This is a genomic window from Neobacillus rhizosphaerae (assembly GCF_050477885.1).
Lineage (GTDB): Bacteria > Bacillota > Bacilli > Bacillales > Cytobacillaceae > Neobacillus > Neobacillus rhizosphaerae_A.
Genome location: NZ_JBCNAC010000058.1, coordinates 1 through 17,757, shown reverse-complemented (window position 1 = coordinate 17,757; position 17,757 = coordinate 1). Strand labels below are relative to the sequence as shown.

Annotated in this window: 19 protein-coding genes and 1 riboswitch; of the genes, 1 reads left to right on the top strand and 18 read right to left on the bottom strand. The window is 37.3% G+C overall.

Annotated elements, in window-relative coordinates; genetic code table 11:
- Window positions 1-226: 226 nt before the first annotated feature.
- The 18 genes from ABES03_RS07395 to ABES03_RS07310 form a co-directional block, all read right to left on the bottom strand.
- On the bottom strand, window positions 227-811 hold the full coding sequence (locus tag ABES03_RS07395; RefSeq protein ID WP_430116462.1) for an ECF transporter S component: 585 nt from the start codon (window positions 809-811) through the stop codon (window positions 227-229).
- A 161-nt stretch (window positions 812-972) separates the two neighbouring features.
- Window positions 973-1,102: riboswitch (FMN riboswitch) on the bottom strand.
- Between the two features lie 124 nt (window positions 1,103-1,226).
- Window positions 1,227-1,994, bottom strand: a complete 768-nt coding sequence (locus ABES03_RS07390) for a peptidoglycan DD-metalloendopeptidase family protein (RefSeq protein ID WP_430116460.1) — start codon at window positions 1,992-1,994, stop codon at window positions 1,227-1,229.
- Between the two features lie 168 nt (window positions 1,995-2,162).
- A complete protein-coding gene (locus ABES03_RS07385; RefSeq protein ID WP_430116458.1) occupies window positions 2,163-3,353 on the bottom strand; it encodes a hypothetical protein in 1,191 nt (396 codons plus the stop codon).
- A complete protein-coding gene (gene sigX, locus ABES03_RS07380) occupies window positions 3,328-3,879 on the bottom strand; it encodes an RNA polymerase sigma factor SigX (protein WP_430116456.1) in 552 nt (183 codons plus the stop codon). The genes ABES03_RS07385 and sigX overlap by 26 nt, the downstream gene beginning before the upstream one ends.
- Window positions 3,880-4,107: 228 nt before the next feature.
- On the bottom strand, window positions 4,108-5,886 hold the full coding sequence (locus ABES03_RS07375) for an ATP-binding protein (RefSeq protein ID WP_430116455.1): 1,779 nt from the start codon (window positions 5,884-5,886) through the stop codon (window positions 4,108-4,110).
- Window positions 5,883-6,599 (bottom strand): response regulator transcription factor, encoded by a 717-nt coding sequence (locus tag ABES03_RS07370; RefSeq protein ID WP_309861013.1) that lies wholly within the window; start codon window positions 6,597-6,599, stop codon window positions 5,883-5,885. The genes ABES03_RS07375 and ABES03_RS07370 overlap by 4 nt, the downstream gene beginning before the upstream one ends.
- Before the next feature lie 388 nt (window positions 6,600-6,987).
- Complete coding sequence (ccsB, locus tag ABES03_RS07365; RefSeq protein WP_430116454.1) at window positions 6,988-8,172, bottom strand: c-type cytochrome biogenesis protein CcsB; 1,185 nt, start codon at window positions 8,170-8,172, stop codon at window positions 6,988-6,990.
- Window positions 8,173-9,795 (bottom strand): cytochrome c biogenesis protein ResB, encoded by a 1,623-nt coding sequence (gene resB / locus ABES03_RS07360; protein WP_430116452.1) that lies wholly within the window; start codon window positions 9,793-9,795, stop codon window positions 8,173-8,175.
- Between the two features lie 20 nt (window positions 9,796-9,815).
- Window positions 9,816-10,340 carry a thiol-disulfide oxidoreductase ResA gene (gene resA / locus ABES03_RS07355; protein WP_430116451.1) on the bottom strand — a complete coding sequence of 175 codons (525 nt, stop codon included), beginning with the start codon at window positions 10,338-10,340 and terminating at the stop codon, window positions 9,816-9,818.
- A gap of 97 nt (window positions 10,341-10,437) precedes the next feature.
- Window positions 10,438-11,175 carry a 23S rRNA pseudouridine(2605) synthase RluB gene (rluB, locus tag ABES03_RS07350; RefSeq protein WP_430116450.1) on the bottom strand — a complete coding sequence of 246 codons (738 nt, stop codon included), beginning with the start codon at window positions 11,173-11,175 and terminating at the stop codon, window positions 10,438-10,440.
- Window positions 11,176-11,567: 392 nt separating this feature from the next.
- Window positions 11,568-12,104, bottom strand: a complete 537-nt coding sequence (locus ABES03_RS07345) for a spore maturation protein (protein ID WP_430116448.1) — start codon at window positions 12,102-12,104, stop codon at window positions 11,568-11,570.
- Window positions 12,105-12,110: 6 nt separating this feature from the next.
- A complete protein-coding gene (locus ABES03_RS07340) occupies window positions 12,111-12,698 on the bottom strand; it encodes a nucleoside recognition domain-containing protein (RefSeq protein WP_430116447.1) in 588 nt (195 codons plus the stop codon).
- The gene (locus ABES03_RS07335; protein ID WP_430116445.1) at window positions 12,691-13,833 is read right to left on the bottom strand and encodes a D-alanyl-D-alanine carboxypeptidase family protein; all 1,143 of its coding nucleotides are present in this window, start codon (window positions 13,831-13,833) and stop codon (window positions 12,691-12,693) included. The genes ABES03_RS07340 and ABES03_RS07335 overlap by 8 nt, the downstream gene beginning before the upstream one ends.
- A gap of 128 nt (window positions 13,834-13,961) precedes the next feature.
- Window positions 13,962-14,852 (bottom strand): superoxide dismutase, encoded by an 891-nt coding sequence (locus tag ABES03_RS07330; protein ID WP_430116443.1) that lies wholly within the window; start codon window positions 14,850-14,852, stop codon window positions 13,962-13,964.
- A 130-nt stretch (window positions 14,853-14,982) separates the two neighbouring features.
- Window positions 14,983-15,471, bottom strand: coding sequence for a YpuI family protein (locus ABES03_RS07325; protein WP_430116441.1), 489 nt, complete (start codon window positions 15,469-15,471; stop codon window positions 14,983-14,985).
- Window positions 15,472-15,503: 32 nt separating this feature from the next.
- The gene (locus ABES03_RS07320; protein ID WP_430116438.1) at window positions 15,504-15,923 is read right to left on the bottom strand and encodes a hypothetical protein; all 420 of its coding nucleotides are present in this window, start codon (window positions 15,921-15,923) and stop codon (window positions 15,504-15,506) included.
- A 109-nt stretch (window positions 15,924-16,032) separates the two neighbouring features.
- Entirely contained in the window at window positions 16,033-16,620 is a 588-nt protein-coding gene (gene scpB / locus ABES03_RS07315; RefSeq protein WP_430116436.1) for an SMC-Scp complex subunit ScpB, read from the bottom strand.
- Window position 16,621: 1 nt separating this feature from the next.
- On the bottom strand, window positions 16,622-17,377 hold the full coding sequence (locus tag ABES03_RS07310; RefSeq protein WP_430116434.1) for a segregation/condensation protein A: 756 nt from the start codon (window positions 17,375-17,377) through the stop codon (window positions 16,622-16,624).
- A 206-nt stretch (window positions 17,378-17,583) separates the two neighbouring features.
- On the opposite strand from ABES03_RS07310, the gene ABES03_RS07305 reads away from it, so the two are divergent.
- Window positions 17,584-17,673: a YjcZ family sporulation protein gene (locus ABES03_RS07305; RefSeq protein WP_308083323.1), complete on the top strand. Its 90-nt coding sequence runs from the start codon at window positions 17,584-17,586 to the stop codon at window positions 17,671-17,673.
- The last annotated feature ends 84 nt before the right edge of the window (window positions 17,674-17,757 follow it).

The window sequence follows — 17,757 nt, the reverse complement described above, 5'->3', positions numbered from 1 at the left end:
TGTGTTAAAGAACAGTGTTGATTTTTACACCCTGTTGATTGGAGCGGAAGGCACGAAGACTCCTGTGGGAGTATGGTTCAGGGGAGACCCCGCAGGCGCAAGCGCCGAGGAGGCTCGCCGAAACACCCACGGAAAGCGAAGTGCCTGGAGCGGAAATTAACAGGCAAGTTAAACAGAGCCAAAAATAAAAAAAACAAAGGTCCACTTTAATGAACCTTTGTTTTTTTTACGCACCTTTAATGATTGATAATTTATTAATCCATGACTGCATCCGAATAAATAACAGCATGAAGATGAATGACATCATGGCACCCTTCAATATATTAAACGGCAATATAGCTGGAACAACTAAGTTTCTCATATCTGGAAATCCCATTAATACAGTATAGGCCGGTAAAATGATGATGTAATTTAGAATGCTCATAACCACCGCCATGGTTACGGTTCCAACAACTAAAGCTAGTGTCATCCCTTTTTTTGTTTTTAGTTTGTTGTATACATAATATGTCGGAAGAACAAACACAATACCAGCTAGGAAATTAGCAATATGACCTACAGGAATTCCTGTTTGGCTTCCAGTCGCAAGATAATTAAGAACATTTTTGAAAAACTCAACCAATATACCCGCAATTGGGCCAAAAATTAATGCAGCAATTAAAGCGGGAATATCACTGAAATCAACAAATAAAAAGTTCGGAAACACCGGCAGCGGAAAGTTTAGTAGCATTAACAGATATGCAATACTACTTAGCATGCCAATTGAAACATAAGCCTTAACATTAATTTTCTTTGTTTTCTTCATTTTTTCCATTTTCCTCTCTCCTTTTTTGATCCATCACGTTAGGAAGAGAGGTTCAGCAAAAAGACGATCCCAAGAATAAAAATACCCTCAAGCAATTTACTTGAGGGAGTTTACAAAGGCACGCTTAATAAACGTCCATTGAGATATCATTTTTTGAACGTCTGCAGAACCTCCATCTTCTCCCATCCAGACTATACTGTCGGCTTTGGAATCACACCAAATCCTGCCTTAAAGGCTCGCGGGCTTAGAGCAATGCTCAATACCGCCGATCGGGAATTTCACCCTGCCCCGAAGATAGATCGATATTAAATTACAAATATAATTATAATGGAGGACAAAGATTTTGTTAAGTAAAAGGATTGCTATTTTTCTTTTTTGTAACATTTATAGAAAAAACCTGCAGAAGTAACGTCTGCAGGTCTGTCTATTTTTGGATAATTAATATTTGTTTTGGCCTAATTAAATCAGAGGTTAGCCGGTTTAATTCTTTAATTTTATTTACAGATGTATTTCTTTTCTTTGAAATAGAGTACAAGGTATCACCTTGTTTAACGATATAAGTGTCCTTTATTGACGGTTCAGTTGTTTGAAGCCTGCTATTATCATCACTCGTGTGAAAATGTGAACTAGCTTCTAGTACATGATCACCTATACTAGCCACACCCCCTTGAACTGTTTCACCCACATCTGCCTTTCCTAATAGAACCTCCGGGTCCAACGCAAATTTTTTATCGTATCTCCACTCTAATTGATGTGTTTCAAAATGAAGATGTGTACCTGTAGCTTGTCCAGTTTTCCCCATTTTGCCGATCATATCACCTTGTTTAACACTTTGTCCCACCATAACATTTCTCTTGTTTAAATGAGCATACACTGTTACAAAATTACTTGGGTGTTTTATAAATACCACATTACCATATGTAGTAGAAAAATAGGATTTTAAAACCACACCATCTTCAACAGCAAGAATAGGGGTATCCAAGTTCCCAGCAATATCAATTCCTTTATGTTTTCCCTTTCTTGTTCCATAAGTATCAGATATAATCCCATCTGACGGCCAAATCCAGCGCTCCTTTACTTCAGCTGTTTCAGGTTCACTTGCTGCCTCAGTATGTCGTCCACCTAAAAATAATAAACTGACACAAAGCGCCATAATTATGGCAATAAGAAACCTCTTTATGTAGTCACGCATTCCTTTCTTTTCCTCCTTAAACTTGTCCTCTCCTCCACACTATGTTAAAACCCTTCCACTTAGAACATATTCGTTTTTGAAGAGGGAATTGCACATACTTGTTATAATTTGGAGACCTCTGTTATTTTATACAAAAAAAATCAACCTAAAACGGTTGATTTTTTTCGTTTATTGGATTAAACGCAGATTCGGAGCTACTGGTACTTGGTTTTCCTTTGTTAAATCGAAAGGACCCAATTGCAAAATCGGAGAATCCTTAACTACTACTTTTTCTAACCCAAAATCTTTAGCAGTTAGTAACAAAGCTTCAAAGGCAGAAACTGTCATTTGGTTATCTTGTAAAGTGGAATTCCCCTCAAATGATAGAACTAACGTCTTATCCGTAATTGAAACGTTATTAATCGGCAATAATGGTGAAAGAGAACCTGTTAGACCTAATTCTATTTGATCCGTTTTCATTGCATCTAAAGCTTTGTTAATATCGGAATAGGTAGTTGTTGACGGTGTTAGGAATGGAACATCACTTCCTGTAGGATAATAAAAGAAAAAGCCATGATTCTTTACCACATTTATATCTATTTCCTGTTTATTACCGAAATTACCCAACTCTATTCCCGGTTCACCGTTTGTTGAAAATTTCACCTTTTTAATATCACTATTCGAAGAAATATCTTTATTTATCACATTGATAAAATTAGTTTCATTAGTTGAACCTTGTCCGTACTGATGATTTAAAGGAACATCGACTTGAATGGTAGTGTTATCTGAATTTACACTCATCGTAACATTTAGTGGATAAAAATCGGTAAGTCCCCATTCTTCCTCTTTTAAGTTTGCCATATTCTCATTAAATAGCGTCAGCCATGATTCATTATCAGTTTTTGCTACAACTGTAGAAACGGGTATTAGTATCTGTCCTTGTGGGTCTGGAATCCAGTACGTTAACACCTTACCATTACCAACATCATCTGAATAGATGGCTGTTTTTACAGTACCCGTTTTCATAACCTCATTTTTAGGAGTTCCTGATAGTGCCTTTTCTTTTGAAGAAGGTTCACTCTTATCCAAGGCAATAGTAGAATTTTTCTTTTGATCGGCATCTTTTATTTCTGTGTTGAACGAGGTCGTTTCTGCTTGTTTATCAGAAGTATTGGCACCATCCATTAGTTTAGGGACCAAAATGAAAAATAGAAGCAATGCAGCTGCAGTCGCCAAACTCGGTAACAGCCATGTTTTAGTTTTTCGCCTTTTTAGAGAAAGATTTTGGTATATGTCACGAGGATTGCGATGATCCTTTATTTTTGGCATTTGCATTAATAATTCTTCGAGCTCTCTATCGCTCCACTCCGACTTTTTCACTACTTAATCCCTCCTTTTCATAAAACATTTCCATATGCCTTTTTAAAACCTTTAAGGAGCGGTGTTGTGTGGTTTTAACCTTACTTTCCGTCCATCCTAGTGCTTGGGCGGTTTCTGAAATGGATAAATCCTGTAGGTAACGCAAAATAATAACTGCCCTTTGGTCAATCGTGCAATATTCAAGACATTTGTATACCCATTTGATTTCTTCTCGTTGTACCGTTATTTCTTCTGGTATTGGAAATTCATCTTTAACTTGATTGGTTGACCAATCAAATTTTTCAAGTAATCTTTCCTTCCAGCCCTTTTGCTTTCGAAAAAAGTCAATGGCAACATTTCTCGCAATTGAGTATAGCCAGGTCTTTTCGCTACTTTTCCCTTCAAAACGATTATAGGACTTAAATACCCTTATATAGACCTCTTGGACAAGATCTTCAGCGTGTTCTTTATTTCTGACCATATAAAATAGAAATTGAAAAACGTCATGATGATATTTTTGATAAAGTTCATCGAAAACGGAGTCCATCAATTCCCCTCCCCGTTCAATAATATTAGTCGATAGATATGTATAAAAGGTTACACCTTATAAATATAGTCTTTTTTGGGGTAAAAAGAAAGGAATTTGTTGGAAGTTAATTTAATAGTGAAAAAATTAAAAGATGCCCATCAATTAGATGAGCATCTTCGTTTTTATTTACTCTCGCTTTAATTGTTTCCCGTGAATCAAGATGAATCGGCAAGATAGTTGTAAATATTACTTTTTTCGAGGGAGAAGGAAGGAAAATGTCGTTCCTAGTCCCATCTTACTTTGAACAGAAATATGACCGCGATGGGCATCGATAATATTTTTAGCAATGGCTAAGCCAAGTCCAGTGCCCGCCCTTCCTCTTGTTCTCGCTTTATCGGCTTTATAAAAGCGTTCAAAAACAAACGGTAAATCTTCTTCAGGAATTCCAGAGCCTGAGTCTTTGACTTCTATTTTTATTGCCTGTTCTTCATTTGAAACACTTAACTTAACTAATCCACCTTTTGGAGTATGTCTGATCGCGTTATCAATTAAATTGGTTAAGACTTGTTCAATTCTATCAGGATCAAAGGACACGGTTGAAATTCCACTACCTATTTCTACTGTCAATTGGATTTCATTATCCTTAGCCAATCCCTGAAATTTGTGAATAATACGATTGATAAACGAAGACAAATCTATTTCTTCAATGGTTAACTGAAGGTGCCCCGCTTCCATTCGTGCAAGGTCAAGTAATTCATTAACAAGGCGTCCCATTCTTAATGATTCATCATAAATGACCTTGGCCATTTCCTTTTTCTCTTCCTGGGATTCAGCAATGTCATCTACGATGGCCTCACTATAACCTTGTAACATGGAAATAGGTGTCCTAAGTTCATGTGAGACATTAGCAATAAAGTCTTTTCTCATCTTATCTAACTGTCTTTCTTCAGTCATATCCCTTAATACCGCAACTGCTCCACGAATAAACTGATTACTGTAAAGCGGGCTCACTAATATAACCCAGTGCCGACCTTGAAGTGAGATTTCACCCACCTGTTCCTTTTCAGTATCTACCGCTTTTTGAAAGAGATTCATTACCTGTGATGGAATGGCCTCTACATCTGAAGTATTTCCTCCTTTTTCATAATACCAATATTGGAGGAATCGATCTGCAGGAGGATTAGTAATTAAGATGGTACCATCACGATTAAATGTAATAACCCCATCAGCCATACTGCTTAATATACTGGCTAGCTGTTCTTTTTCCTGACTAAGAGCATTCATATTAAACTTTAATTGCCGTCCCATTTGGTTAAACGCAGTAGCCAGTTCTCCGATTTCATCATGAGTAAGAATGGGAACCTTAGTATCAAATTTTCCTCTCGCCACTTCAAAAGCAGCTTCTCTCATTTTTCTTAAAGGAGCGGTAATCCTCGTTGATAGAAAAAAAGCAAAAATGGTTGTTAAAATAATTGCGACACCTGCAACTAGCAGGATAAATTTCGTTGTGGAATGGGTAGTTTCCTGCATCACCCTTAGAGATTGATAAATAAATACAGCTCCATGTTCATCTCCAGGTAAATGCAACGGAACACCAATAATCGAATAATCCGATTCGTTTCTTCCCATATTTTCCGAAAGATCAGAGATTTTTTCTACTGTCTTTTCTTGAAAAACTTTCGCTAACTCTTTGTCATTTTTAATGTATGCAAGTGTTAATTTTTTCTCTTTTTCCGTATTCGGAGAGTAGTAGATTTCATTCTCATTTTTAACAATGACCACCTTGGTAACATCATCGATAATTTCCCATGAAATTTCCAAACCCAGTGGGAATTTCTCATTTGGATGTTCTTCCAAAACATTTGCGATTTTCTCAGCTGTATTCGTAAGGTTATCTTTTGTCTCATGAATGTTGTAGTTTTGAAAAAACTCTAGGAGCATGACAGTTAAGATAAACAAAATAAAGGAAACTAATAAAAGAATGGTAAACCAAAGTTTACCTACAACACTTCGTAAAAAGGTCATTCATTAATTACCTCAAATTTGTAGCCCACTCCCCAAACGGTTACAATCATTCTTGCTGCTTGCTCAGAAACCTTGTTTAACTTTTCACGGAGACGTTTCACATGTGTATCAACTGTCCGTAAATCACCAAAAAATTCGTAGTGCCAAACTTCTTTTAACAACTGTTCGCGGTCAAAGACTTTATCTGGTGCTTTTGATAGAAAATATAATAATTCATATTCTTTTGGTGTTAAACTTACTTCCTTACCATCAGCAGTTACCCTGTGAGCGTCATTATCAATCGTTAGGTGTGGAAATACAATGACATCTTTGGTTGTGGTTTCAGTTTGCAGATAACTAGTTTGTGATGACCTTCTAAGCAGTGCTTTCACACGTAAGACGACTTCCCTAGGGCTGAAGGGTTTAACAATATAATCATCTGTGCCGACCTCAAAGCCTTGAACACGATTGATTTCTTCACCTTTTGCCGTTAGCATAATAACAGGCGTAGCCTTCTTCTCTCTTAGTTCGCGGCAGACTTCAATTCCATCTTTTCCAGGCATCATAAGATCGAGAAGAATGACGTCATAATCATTTGCAAGGGCTTTTGTCAATGCCTCGTTACCATCCTCTGCTTCATCAATACTATATTCTTCACGCTCTAAATACATTTTTAATAATCGGCGAATTCTTTCTTCATCATCTACGACTAAAATTTTTACGTCTTTATCCATTATTAATCCCCCCATGAGGTTTATTTTACAAAATGGTATCGTATTTTGCTATCTTTTCGTAGTAAATACTCCTCTAAAAGTGTCAATTATTTGACAATCCCTCTTTTTTTAGTATTTACACAATTTTTATTTTTAAGGCTATGTTAAACTTGCCTGTTGATTTCCGCTCCAGGTGCTTCGCTTTCCGTGGGCGTTTCGGCGAGCCTCCTCGGCGCTTGCGCCTGCGGGGTCTCCCCTGAACCGTACTCCCACAGGAGTCTTCGCGCCTTCCACTCCAATCAACAGGGTGTAAAAATCAACACTGTTCTTTAACACAGCAATTTTAAAAAAAAAGCCCTCACTTTGTAGTGAAGGCTATAAAATTTATTATAAGTCTAGTCTTTCTATTTTAACCAGCATATGAATGGAGTCCTGCTATTACCAAGTTAACGGCAACTAGGTTAAACATGATGATGACAAATCCGATGACCGCCAGCCATGCTGATTTCTCTCCATGCCAACCTTTAGAAAGGCGAAGGTGTAAAAATGCCGCATAAAAAAGCCATGTAATTAAAGCCCAGACCTCTTTTGGATCCCATCCCCAGAAACGAGACCATGCCATTTGTGCCCATATCATCGCAAAAATGAGCGCGCCTAATGTAAATACAGGAAAACCAATTAATACTGAGCGGTAGCTAATCTCATCAACAAAGTCAAGTTTGATATTCTTGACAAGAGGCTTAAGTGAGGCTGCAATTCGCTTTCTAATGATTAGTCTTATTAAGCTATAAAGCACCAGACCACCCATTAACGACCAGATAACCGTATTAAATTTTTTCGCATTGATGAAAGCCGGTAGTTCAATAAGAGGCTTAAATCCACTCTCTGATACTAATTCTCCTTTATGTGGACCAACCAGAGCAGGCATCGTATATTCAAGGACTTGCTCGGTATCGTGTTTATCAATCCAATTAAATTTCTCATGATATCCTGTTCCTGCAAATACAGATGATACGGCAACAAAACCAAGTACTGTAATTAATGCAAACATGACCATTTCTAGCCAAAAAGTTTGTTTATTAGATTTTGTTTGGTCAATTGCCTTCACTAAATAAATTAATCCCGCTGCAAAGCTAATTGCCAGGATGGCTTCCCCGATTGCTGCTGTTGTCACATGAATATGCAGCCAATAGCTTTGAAGGGCTGGAATTAGTGGAGTAATGTCTCTTGGAAACATACTAGCGTACGCAATAACCAATATGGCTACAGGCATGGTAAACAGTCCAAGTAGTGTAGTTCGATAAATATAATAAATAACAATAAATGCACCAACAAGTGCCATTCCAAAAAATGTAGTAAACTCGAACATATTACTCACTGGAGCGTGTCCAGCTGCAATCCATCTAGTGATAAAATAACCTAGCTGAGAAATAAAACCAACAATTGTTAAAAATACAGCAATGTGCCCCCACCTGTTGGTTCCCCTCTTCTCATTAACCTCTTTCTTTGATTTAATAGAGCCGCCGAAAAACAACGTTGCTATTAAATAAAGAATAAATGAAACAAATAATAAATTACTACTTAGTGTTGCCAACTAGACTCCCTCCTTATCTATATTTTCTTTTTGAAGTTGGTCTTCTGGAATGCCAAGCTTGGTATCTGCTAAAATTGTTTCAATTTCCCGTTTTAAGCCATACCAATTTTTATTTGTATGAGCAGCTATCCAAACTTGTCCGTTTTTCTTTTGTACCCAGATCCGGCGATGGTTCCAGTACGCCCCCTGAATGACACCAATCATAAATACAATTCCACCTAAAATAATGGCCCACAATGACGAATCTTTTCGGACAATAAATCCAGAGACATTCTTGGTTTCTATTCCTTTAAATGCAATCTTATACTTATTATCACCAAATGGTTCAATATTTTGTCTAATCGCAATAAAGGCCGTTTCTCCGTTTGGTTTATCAGGTGTAATCATACGAAAAACGAAAGCAGGATTATTGGGTACTCTGGATTTTGTTGTAGGTTCTCCGTTTTTATCAAATTCAAAATCCGGAAAAAAGTTAAGAATCTCTACGGAATAACCATTACCTAAATCATATTTATCTTTTGGATCTAAAAGATTCACTTTGAGGTCACCAAATGATTGGTTTGTGCTTTTATCAATTAATGAAAATGACATCGAACTCATCTCAGACCTAAATGATGCCTGAAAAATTGAATATCCTTCATAGGATAACGGTTTGTTTACTTGTATTTTATATTCTTTTACTTTTTTAAGCTCTGGTTTCTCACCAGGAAGATTTTTTCCGACCCGTTTAAATAACACAACGTTGGATTGATAATTCTTTACCACTTCACCCGCACGATTGATTGCTTTCTCAAAAGTTTTGTCTTTATCTTTATCATAATGCTGTAGAATGAATTGATTGTTTTTGATAAAAAATTGTCCATTTGTTTCTGGCACTACAGCAGTTTCTCCTTCACGAACCCAAAGATCTTCATTTACATAAAATCCAGGAATAAACCGCAGCATTCCACCAAATAAAAAGATTATTAAGCCTACGTGGTTAATATAGGGACCCCAACGTGAAAAGCGATTTTTTTCAGCTAATAAGTCCCCATCTTCTTCACGAACATGGTAGCGTCTATCTTTTAGATGCTTTTTAATGGTAGATAGATCATTGGAATCAATATGTTCGTTTACACCAAAAACTCTCTGGCGCTTTAAAAATCCCTCATGTCGTGTAACTCGTTGGGCTTTTAAAGCCTTATATAAGGGCACAACCCTATCTAGACTACAAATAACAAGAGAAATCCCAATCATAGCAATTAATAGTAGATACCACCATGAACCATACAAGTCATGGAAGCCTAACTGGTAATATAATTTACCAAACCAGCCATACTCCTGTTCATAATAGACTTCAGGCGGCAGATTAATATACATTTTCTGCGGCAGAATGGTTCCAAGTGTGGAAGCAATCAAGGTAATGATAATTAGCCAAACGCCAACCTTTACAGAAGAGAAGAAATTCCAAATTTTATCAATAAAGGTTTTGTTATATGTTTGTGAGCGGCGTGCACTTCCTTCATAACGCATGTCAAGTAACTGGTTATCAGTTTCTTTCTCATCCAGTACTTTTCCACAAGCCTCACATAGCACCGTGCCATGTGGATTCACATGGCCGCAATCACATTTAACATCTTTCATTGTAAAAACTCCCTACAACCTTAAGGTTTTATTTTCTCCATAAATTCTCTAACTTTATATTCAGTCAGTTCCCCTGTATGGTATTGAACCACCTTGCCATTTTTATCAATCAAGAACGTTGCCGGCAGTGGATCAATACCATATGTAGTCATGACTTCTTTATCTGTATCAATCATGATTGGAAAATCAAGCTTAAGGCGCTCTGCAAATTGTTGAACGGCGAGCTTGGGTTCTTGAATGTCAACAGTCAAAACCTGAACACCCTGGTCCTTATATTGATGGTATTGATTATTAATGTATGGCATTTCCTTTTTACATGGTGGACACCAAGTTCCCCAGAAATTTAAAAACACTCCTTGTCCTCTATAATCAGATAAGCGGTGTTTATTTCCTTGCATGTCGACCAAAGCAAAATCGGGAGCCATATCCCCTACTGCCACTTTTTGTTTGTTATCCTTGGTTAAGTTTGCATACAGTGAATAAGCAACGGCAGCACCCAGTACAAGTAATATAAGGGACCTCATCACTAATCGCCGTCTCTTCATAAAAAAACCTCCAGTAACTCCTTGACACAGTTTGTCTAAATTATAGCATTTACCAACACCCGCATAGTGCTAACACTAGAGAGTAATTGTGACGAATTTATGAATTTTTCTTAGATGAATCCATAGCAAATGCTCTTAACTGCTTTACCTCATGCGGAGTTAATTCTCTTGCATCTCCAGCCTTTAAACCATGTAGTGTCAAAAATGCATATCTCTCGCGCTTAAGCTTTAATACTTCATGGCCAATTGCTTCAAACATACGTCTAACTTGCCTATTTCGTCCTTCATGAATCGTAATCTCAACAATAGCCGTTTGTTTCTTCTTGTCCCCAGATAGGAAATTCACTTTAGCTGGCGCAGTTTTTCCATCTTCCAGTTGGATCCCTTTTTCTAATTTCCTAAGGTTTTCCTTTAGAGGAATTCCCTTTATTTTTGCTACATAAACCTTATCAATTTCATTCTTCGGATGCGTCAGCAGATTGGAAAATTCTCCATCATTTGTAATTAATAGTAGTCCAGATGTATCATAATCCAGCCGCCCTACTGGAAAAATCCGTTCTTTTAACATAGGGAAGAAATCGGTAACCACTCTTCTGCCTTTATCATCACTTACACTAGATATTACTCCCCTTGGTTTATATAAAAGGAAATAAACAGGTTCTTCTTTCTCAATTTGTATTTCATTTACTTCCACTCGATCAGAAGGAGTGACTTTTAGACCAAGCTCAGTAACAACCTTTCCATTCACCTTAACTCTGCCTTCTTTAATTAATTCTTCAGATTTCCTTCTTGAAGCTATGCCTGCTCGGGCAATAACTTTTTGTAATCTTTCCATTTTTCCACCTCAAATTTCTCAATCCTAATCCATCTTAATGAATTATGACACAATTTCTCCACTTTTCAAAGTAACGGATTTTTAAAGTGTAATAAAAAATAAGGCTATGTTAATCTTGCCTGTTGATTTCCGCTCCAGGCACTTCGCTTTCCGTGGGCGTTTCGGCGAGCCTCCTCGGCGCTTGCGCCTGCGGGGTCTCCCCTGAACCGTACTCCCACAGGACATTGAATAAGCTTCATTGAAACTACACCGCACGAAGGAAATGCGATAGCATTTTCGAGGATCTTCGCGCCTTCCACTCCAATCAACAGGGTGTAAAAATCAACAATGTTCTTTAACACAGTCAAAAATAAAAAAGCATGTTCCAATTAGAACACACCTTCTTCTTAAAGCTATTTAGTTCCGAATATCAATACTACTACAACTATGGATACAATGATTCCAAACACATCAGCAATAAGCCCTACTTTTAAAGCATCCCCCATTTTTTTTATCCCAACGGCACCAAAATACACTGTTAACACGTAAAAGGTGGTATCTGTACTGCCTTGCAAAATAGAAGCAAGCCTCCCTATAAAGGAATCAGGTCCATAAACGGCGATTAAGTCACTAGTCATACCCAGTGCCGCAGTTCCAGATATGGGTCTTATTATTAATAATGGAACAATTTCAGCTGGTACACCCATTGAATGCATAAATGGACGGATCCAATTCATTAATGCATCTAATGCACCAGAAGCACGAAATATCGAGATTGCAACAAGCATACCCACTAAAAAGGGAATGATAGAAACAGCAATCTTGATGCCTTCTTTTCCACCTTCAACAAAACTTTCATAGGTGGGCACTCGTTTAAATGTGCCGTATAGTAGAATGAATCCAATTAGTAAAGGAATAAATGTTAACGAAATAACTGAGATTAACTGCATACATGTTCATCCTTTTCGGCTTCTACGGTAATAAAAGTACCGATCAATGAGGATTGCACCGATTGCCGATATAATAGTTGCAATGATAGTTGGGACTACAATTTCTGTAGGGGATACAGAATGATAGTTTATTCGAATCGCAATTACAGTTGTTGGAATGATTGTAATACTAGCTGTATTTATTGCTAAAAAAGTAACCATCGACCGACTCGCTGAAATTTTTCCGCCATTTAATTTTTTTAATTCTTCCATTGCTTTAATGCCAAGTGGAGTAGCAGCATTTCCTAATCCAAACATATTAGAAATCATATTTGACAAAATATATCCCATTGCTGGGTGATTTGGAGGAACCTCAGGAAACAAAATTTTCACAAGCGGACGAAATAGCCTTGAGAGGTGTTCTAGAAGCCCCGACTCTTCAGCAATCCGCATCATTCCAAGCCAGAAAACAAGGACACTGATGAGTCCTATACATAATGTAACAGCCTCTTTTGCTCCATCAAATACAGCTTTATTGACAGCCTCCATTGTTCCATTGAATAATGCAAAGACAACCCCAATAATGGTCATAAACACCCAAACATAATTAACCATGAGCATTCACACCAATAGCAGTGAGAAATATTTCTTTTATAAAATCAAACAAATCTTTCTTTTTCTTGACGGTGTTTTGATAATAAATCGGCGTTTCTTGTACCACTTTTCCATCTAAGTAGACGGCAGCCTTCCCAACAACCAATTCCTTACTCTTTGTACTTCCGGCACTTTTGGACTTATTTAACTTATATTTAACTGAAAATAAGTTCATTTCTTCGCTTGTTGCCGGGTAGACAATTGACTTTTTCACATACAATTTGTCCTTGTAATCTTTATTATTTTCAATCTCTACTTTACCCTTGGGTAACACTTCTGCCATATCAAACCCTTTAAATCCATCTTCATACATGGAAATATGATCATTCCAATCATCCGGCCCATTTAAGGTTACAGCGATAAGTTGCATGTCCCCTTTAGTCGCAGTAGTTACCAGCGTCCTTTTCGCTCTTTTTGTATAACCGGTTTTCCCACCGGTGCAAAATTTATATTTTGTGAGCAAACGATTCTTGTTCTTCCAAACTCGATCCCAATTCTCAGTTGGATTCGGGGCACGATGCACCTTTGTACCTGAGATTTTTTTAAAGGTTTTATTTTGCATAGCATACCGCATCAGAATAGCCATATCATAGGCAGTTGAATAATGATCTTCGTGATCATCAAGACCGTGTGGATTGGAGAAATGAGAATTATACATTCCAATTTCCCTTGCCTTTTGATTCATCAAATAAGCAAAACCCTCTACACTGCCCCCAACAGATTCAGCGATAGCCACAGCCGTATCATTTCCTGAACGCAGCATCAATCCATAAACTAAATCATTTAGTTTGATTTTCTCTCCTGCTTTTAAATAAACGGATGATCCCTCCGCACGAGTCGCTTTTTCACTAACTGTTACGTATTGATTCATTTTCCCCGATTCAATTGCAAGAATTGCCGTCATAATTTTGGTTATACTTGCAATTCTTCTTTTTGTGTGTGCATCTTTTTCAAAAAGGACTCGACCAGTTTTCTGTTCAATCAGGACAGCACTTTGGGCACTAACGGAAACGGATGCGTCCACCTTCTGAGGAATGTTTGTAACGAACAGTGAGACCAAGAGGGAAAAGATAATTAGTTTTAAAATCATTCTCATTAGATCAACCTCGTCTCCTTCTATACTTCTACTTATTTAGCTTTGTACAAGTTTATGCAGGACAAGGATGAATATGATTATTTTTATACAAAGCAAAAGCACCCAACCATTGCCGGATGCTTTTTAAATTAAAACGCAGGCCATTTAATATCGGCTGCTTTTTCAAACCTCATCTCCACATCATGCCAATTTACTATATTCCACCAATTATCCACGTATTCCGCCCTATTGTTTTTATATTGAAGGTAATAGGCATGCTCCCATACATCCAATACTAGTAAGGGAATGGTATCCCACTGTGTTAACAGCATATGTCGCTCTGTTTGAAGTACTTCCAAATGTCTCGCTCGCGGCGCCCAAACCAAAACGGCCCAGCCCACTCCCTCAACTTGCTTAGCAGCCTCGGTGAACTGTTTTTTAAATGCGGAGAAGCTACCAAAATAACTATCAATCTCCTCCTTTAGTGGACCTTGAGGACTGCCACCGCCATTCGGACTCATATTTTTCCAAAAAATCATGTGCAAATAATGTCCGGATCCATGAAATGCTAGCTCTCTTGACCAATGCTTTATCAAAGAATAATCGTTAGTCTCTCTGGCTTTTTTCAGATTGAGTTCTGCTCGATTTAACCCATCTACATATGAGCGATGGTGCTTATCATGGTGCAGTTTCATAATCTCTTCTGAAATATAGGGTTCTAATGCATTATAGGGGTAGGGTAACTCAGGGAGAGAATGTTCACCTGGTGATAGTTTTTTTTCGGTAATCCAAATATTTCCTATCTCCTGTTTTCTTTTGAAGTAATCCTCTAATTGGATATGGATATTCTCTGCTTTCGTTTGAAGTGCAAGTAGTTCTTCGTTCGACAACTCGCGATTTGTACTTTCAATCAGTTCAGTAAAAGCATCTAGCTGATTCCACAATTCAGAATCCTGCCCCACCTTTTCTGACTGGAGAAAATGTTTCATTTGCTCATTCCATTTAAACAATTCGCTGACATATCTGCTAAACCGATCCACTATATCCCTCATTTCTAACTACCACAATTGCGTGCGGTGTCATGTAGTTACCTAAATGGTATGAGGGGGTTGATAAAAAAATGATAGGAAAAGGCTGGCCTCTTTACAGTGGCCAGCCCGAATTTACTTATTATTTTGATTGAATCATCTTTGTTCTGTAGTCCGTTTCATAGTACTCAAGTTCTTCCCTTACCCGCTGGAAGTCACCTTCTAAACTTTTGACTAGCTGTACGATGCTCTCAGACACACTACGGTAAAATTTAATTGAATTTCTGCCCGTATAGGCAGAGCGACTATCTTCGTACCACGCATCATTTTTCGGTGAGAAAAACTCTTCAATGCATTGGTGGTAGATTTTATAGAGTATTTTTTCCGCAGCCGCTTTTTGAAACGGTTCGCTTTGTAAAATAATCGAGCAGGCTTCTAAACTTTCCTCGCTATAGACATTTAACTTTCTTAAACTAGAAAAAATTAATTTATTATACTGACGGTCTTCTTCATTCTCTACATTCATTTGTGAGAGGGTTGTTTCATTTAGAAAGTTTTCTAAAGTTGCAATTGACTTATTTAAAAATTCTTTCACATCATTTAATTGTGATTTTACCAACGAGTTTCCCATAGTTACCTCCCTAATTTAACATCGAGCCTTCTTTATTGCGGTTGCAAAATGAATTCAAGTGGTGAATGGAGTTCGAAACCCTTTTTTTCTTTAAGAGCACGAAAAACTTCAGGTAATTTTTCAAAATTAATATCCTGAAAATAAGAAGAAAATTCATTCTTTGAATTAATATATAGACGTTTTCTGCTTCGCAGTCCTGGATTCTTAATGAGGCAACACAGCGCTACGATATCTCTAAAAAATATCTCATTTTCATTTTGAACCAAAATGGGGTCCTGTTTAAATGGTGTCAATTCCTGGAGAAACTCATCAAAATACCTAACGTATAAAACATGAAGTGTTTTTTCTTCTCCGTTGTCGATAAACGTTACTTCACTTCTGTTAAAAAAATCCTCTGAAGTATTTGACTTTTCTTTTTCTAATTCAATACCTTTACACTCTTTAATCTGCAAGATGATCCCGCCCCTTATTGAAATGCTCAGTTAATACCAAGTATAACTGATAAATCATTTTGAAAACGTATATTTATTTTAGCATAAATTGGTCATTTTGATAGCCATTTTAAGAGTTAATCGTTTCTTGAAATTTCTCAAAAAATAAATCTGCCTCTTCTTGGATATATTCATCCTCTACTTTTTCCGGAAGTTGTGGAAGTTCCTTAAGACTTTTAAGTCCAAAATAATCAAGAAATTCCTTCGTCGTTCCATATAAATAAGCTCTTCCTGCTCCTTCTGCTCGACCAACCTCTTTAATTAAAACTTTTGCCATTAATGTATGCAGGGGCCTTTCTGTTTTCACCCCTCGAATTTCTTCTATTTCTGTCCTAGTAATTGGTTGTTTATAGGCAACAATCGCCAATGTTTCTAACGCAGCCTGTGATAAAGTGGAGGTATGTGGAGAATCAACCAATTTTTTTAAGTAATTTGCGTTTTCTTTTTTTGTAACTAGTTGAAAGGTCCCTGCCAACTGGACAATCATGACTCCCCTATTCTTGTTTTGATCGTAGTCTTTCCTTAAGTCCTCAATGACCTCACTTGCTTTCAGTTCATCCACATCTAGTACTTCAGCTAATTGCTTTAACGAAAGCCCCTCATCTCCCGCTGCAAACAAAAGGCTTTCAACAATGCTTGTCCAATTAATAATATCCACTTCAATTTGCCCCTTCCTTCAGCGCTTCAACAAAGATTTCACCAAAATTTTCTTGCTGTTCCACATCGATCTCTTTTCTTTTAATTAGCTCCAAAACTGCTAAAAAGGTCACCACAATATGCTCTTTAGCCGGATAGGGAAACAAGTCATTAAAGTTTTTCCTTCCTTTTAGCTGTTTTAATTCATCCATAATTTCTATCATTCTGGTCTCAATAGAAATTTCTTGTCTGGCAATTTTAGTTGCCATTGGACGCTGTAGCTTTTTTCTACGTAATAATTTTTGGAATGCAGCTAACATATCATACAAAGATACATTTAAATCTGTTTTTTCAGGTTTTTTTTCCTTAGCAAAGTCAGAAAGGTCACTAGGAGGCTTTGTAAACATAAGCCCTCGTTCTTCTTCCATCGATTTAAGGTCCTGTGCTGCCTCTTTATACTTCCGATATTCAATTAATCTTTCAACTAACTCGTCTCTCGGATCCTCTTCGTAAGACATATCTGGATCCTCATCCACGTAGGCCTCTTCATGTTTAGGCAAAAGCATCTTACTCTTGATGGCAAGTAAGGTAGCAGCCATTACTAAAAACTCACTAGCTACATCCAATTTAAGTTCAGTCATCGTTTTAATATACATAAGGTATTGCTCAGTGATTTGAGCAACCGGAATATCGTATATATCAATCTCGAGCCGGTTAATTAAATGGAGAAGTAAATCCAACGGCCCTTCAAACGCATCAATTTTCACCTGGTATGGCATTTAAATTTCACCAAAATTCTATAAAGATAAATTCGTAACCGTCATTGCGACTAATAATAGTATAGAGTATTCATTTGTGTTATCCAATAGAAAAATCAACCTCAAGCGCTTTATATCTAAAATAGATGTTTGCCCATAACAATGGACAAATATCCTACATATGATGACAAGGAAAAGAACAAAAACATTTTAGGAGGTATTTGAATATGTCTGATGGCGGCTTTGGTACTGGTTTTGCATTAATCGTTGTTCTATTCATTTTGTTAATTATTGTTGGTGCTTCCTGGGTTTATTAAAAAATAGGCTATGTTAAACTTGTCTGTTGATTTCCGCTCCAGGCGCTTCGCTTTCCGTGGGCGTTTCGGCGAGCCTCCTCGGCG

Coding starts and splice junctions, on each gene's coding strand:
- resA (WP_430116451.1), bottom strand. CDS start 10,340: ATGAAGAGACGGCGATTAGTGATGAGGTCCCTTATATTACTTGTACTG.
- ABES03_RS07345 (WP_430116448.1), bottom strand. CDS start 12,104: ATGCAGTTAATCTCAGTTATTTCGTTAACATTTATTCCTTTACTAATT.
- ABES03_RS07390 (WP_430116460.1), bottom strand. CDS start 1,994: ATGCGTGACTACATAAAGAGGTTTCTTATTGCCATAATTATGGCGCTT.
- ABES03_RS07395 (WP_430116462.1), bottom strand. CDS start 811: ATGGAAAAAATGAAGAAAACAAAGAAAATTAATGTTAAGGCTTATGTT.
- ABES03_RS07310 (WP_430116434.1), bottom strand. CDS start 17,377: ATGCCATACCAGGTGAAAATTGATGCGTTTGAAGGGCCGTTGGATTTA.
- ABES03_RS07375 (WP_430116455.1), bottom strand. CDS start 5,886: ATGACCTTTTTACGAAGTGTTGTAGGTAAACTTTGGTTTACCATTCTT.
- sigX (WP_430116456.1), bottom strand. CDS start 3,879: ATGGACTCCGTTTTCGATGAACTTTATCAAAAATATCATCATGACGTT.
- ABES03_RS07305 (WP_308083323.1), top strand. CDS start 17,584: ATGTCTGATGGCGGCTTTGGTACTGGTTTTGCATTAATCGTTGTTCTA.
- ABES03_RS07325 (WP_430116441.1), bottom strand. CDS start 15,471: ATGGGAAACTCGTTGGTAAAATCACAATTAAATGATGTGAAAGAATTT.
- ABES03_RS07370 (WP_309861013.1), bottom strand. CDS start 6,599: ATGGATAAAGACGTAAAAATTTTAGTCGTAGATGATGAAGAAAGAATT.
- resB (WP_430116452.1), bottom strand. CDS start 9,795: ATGAAAGATGTTAAATGTGATTGCGGCCATGTGAATCCACATGGCACG.
- rluB (WP_430116450.1), bottom strand. CDS start 11,175: ATGGAAAGATTACAAAAAGTTATTGCCCGAGCAGGCATAGCTTCAAGA.
- ABES03_RS07335 (WP_430116445.1), bottom strand. CDS start 13,833: ATGAGAATGATTTTAAAACTAATTATCTTTTCCCTCTTGGTCTCACTG.
- ABES03_RS07340 (WP_430116447.1), bottom strand. CDS start 12,698: ATGGTTAATTATGTTTGGGTGTTTATGACCATTATTGGGGTTGTCTTT.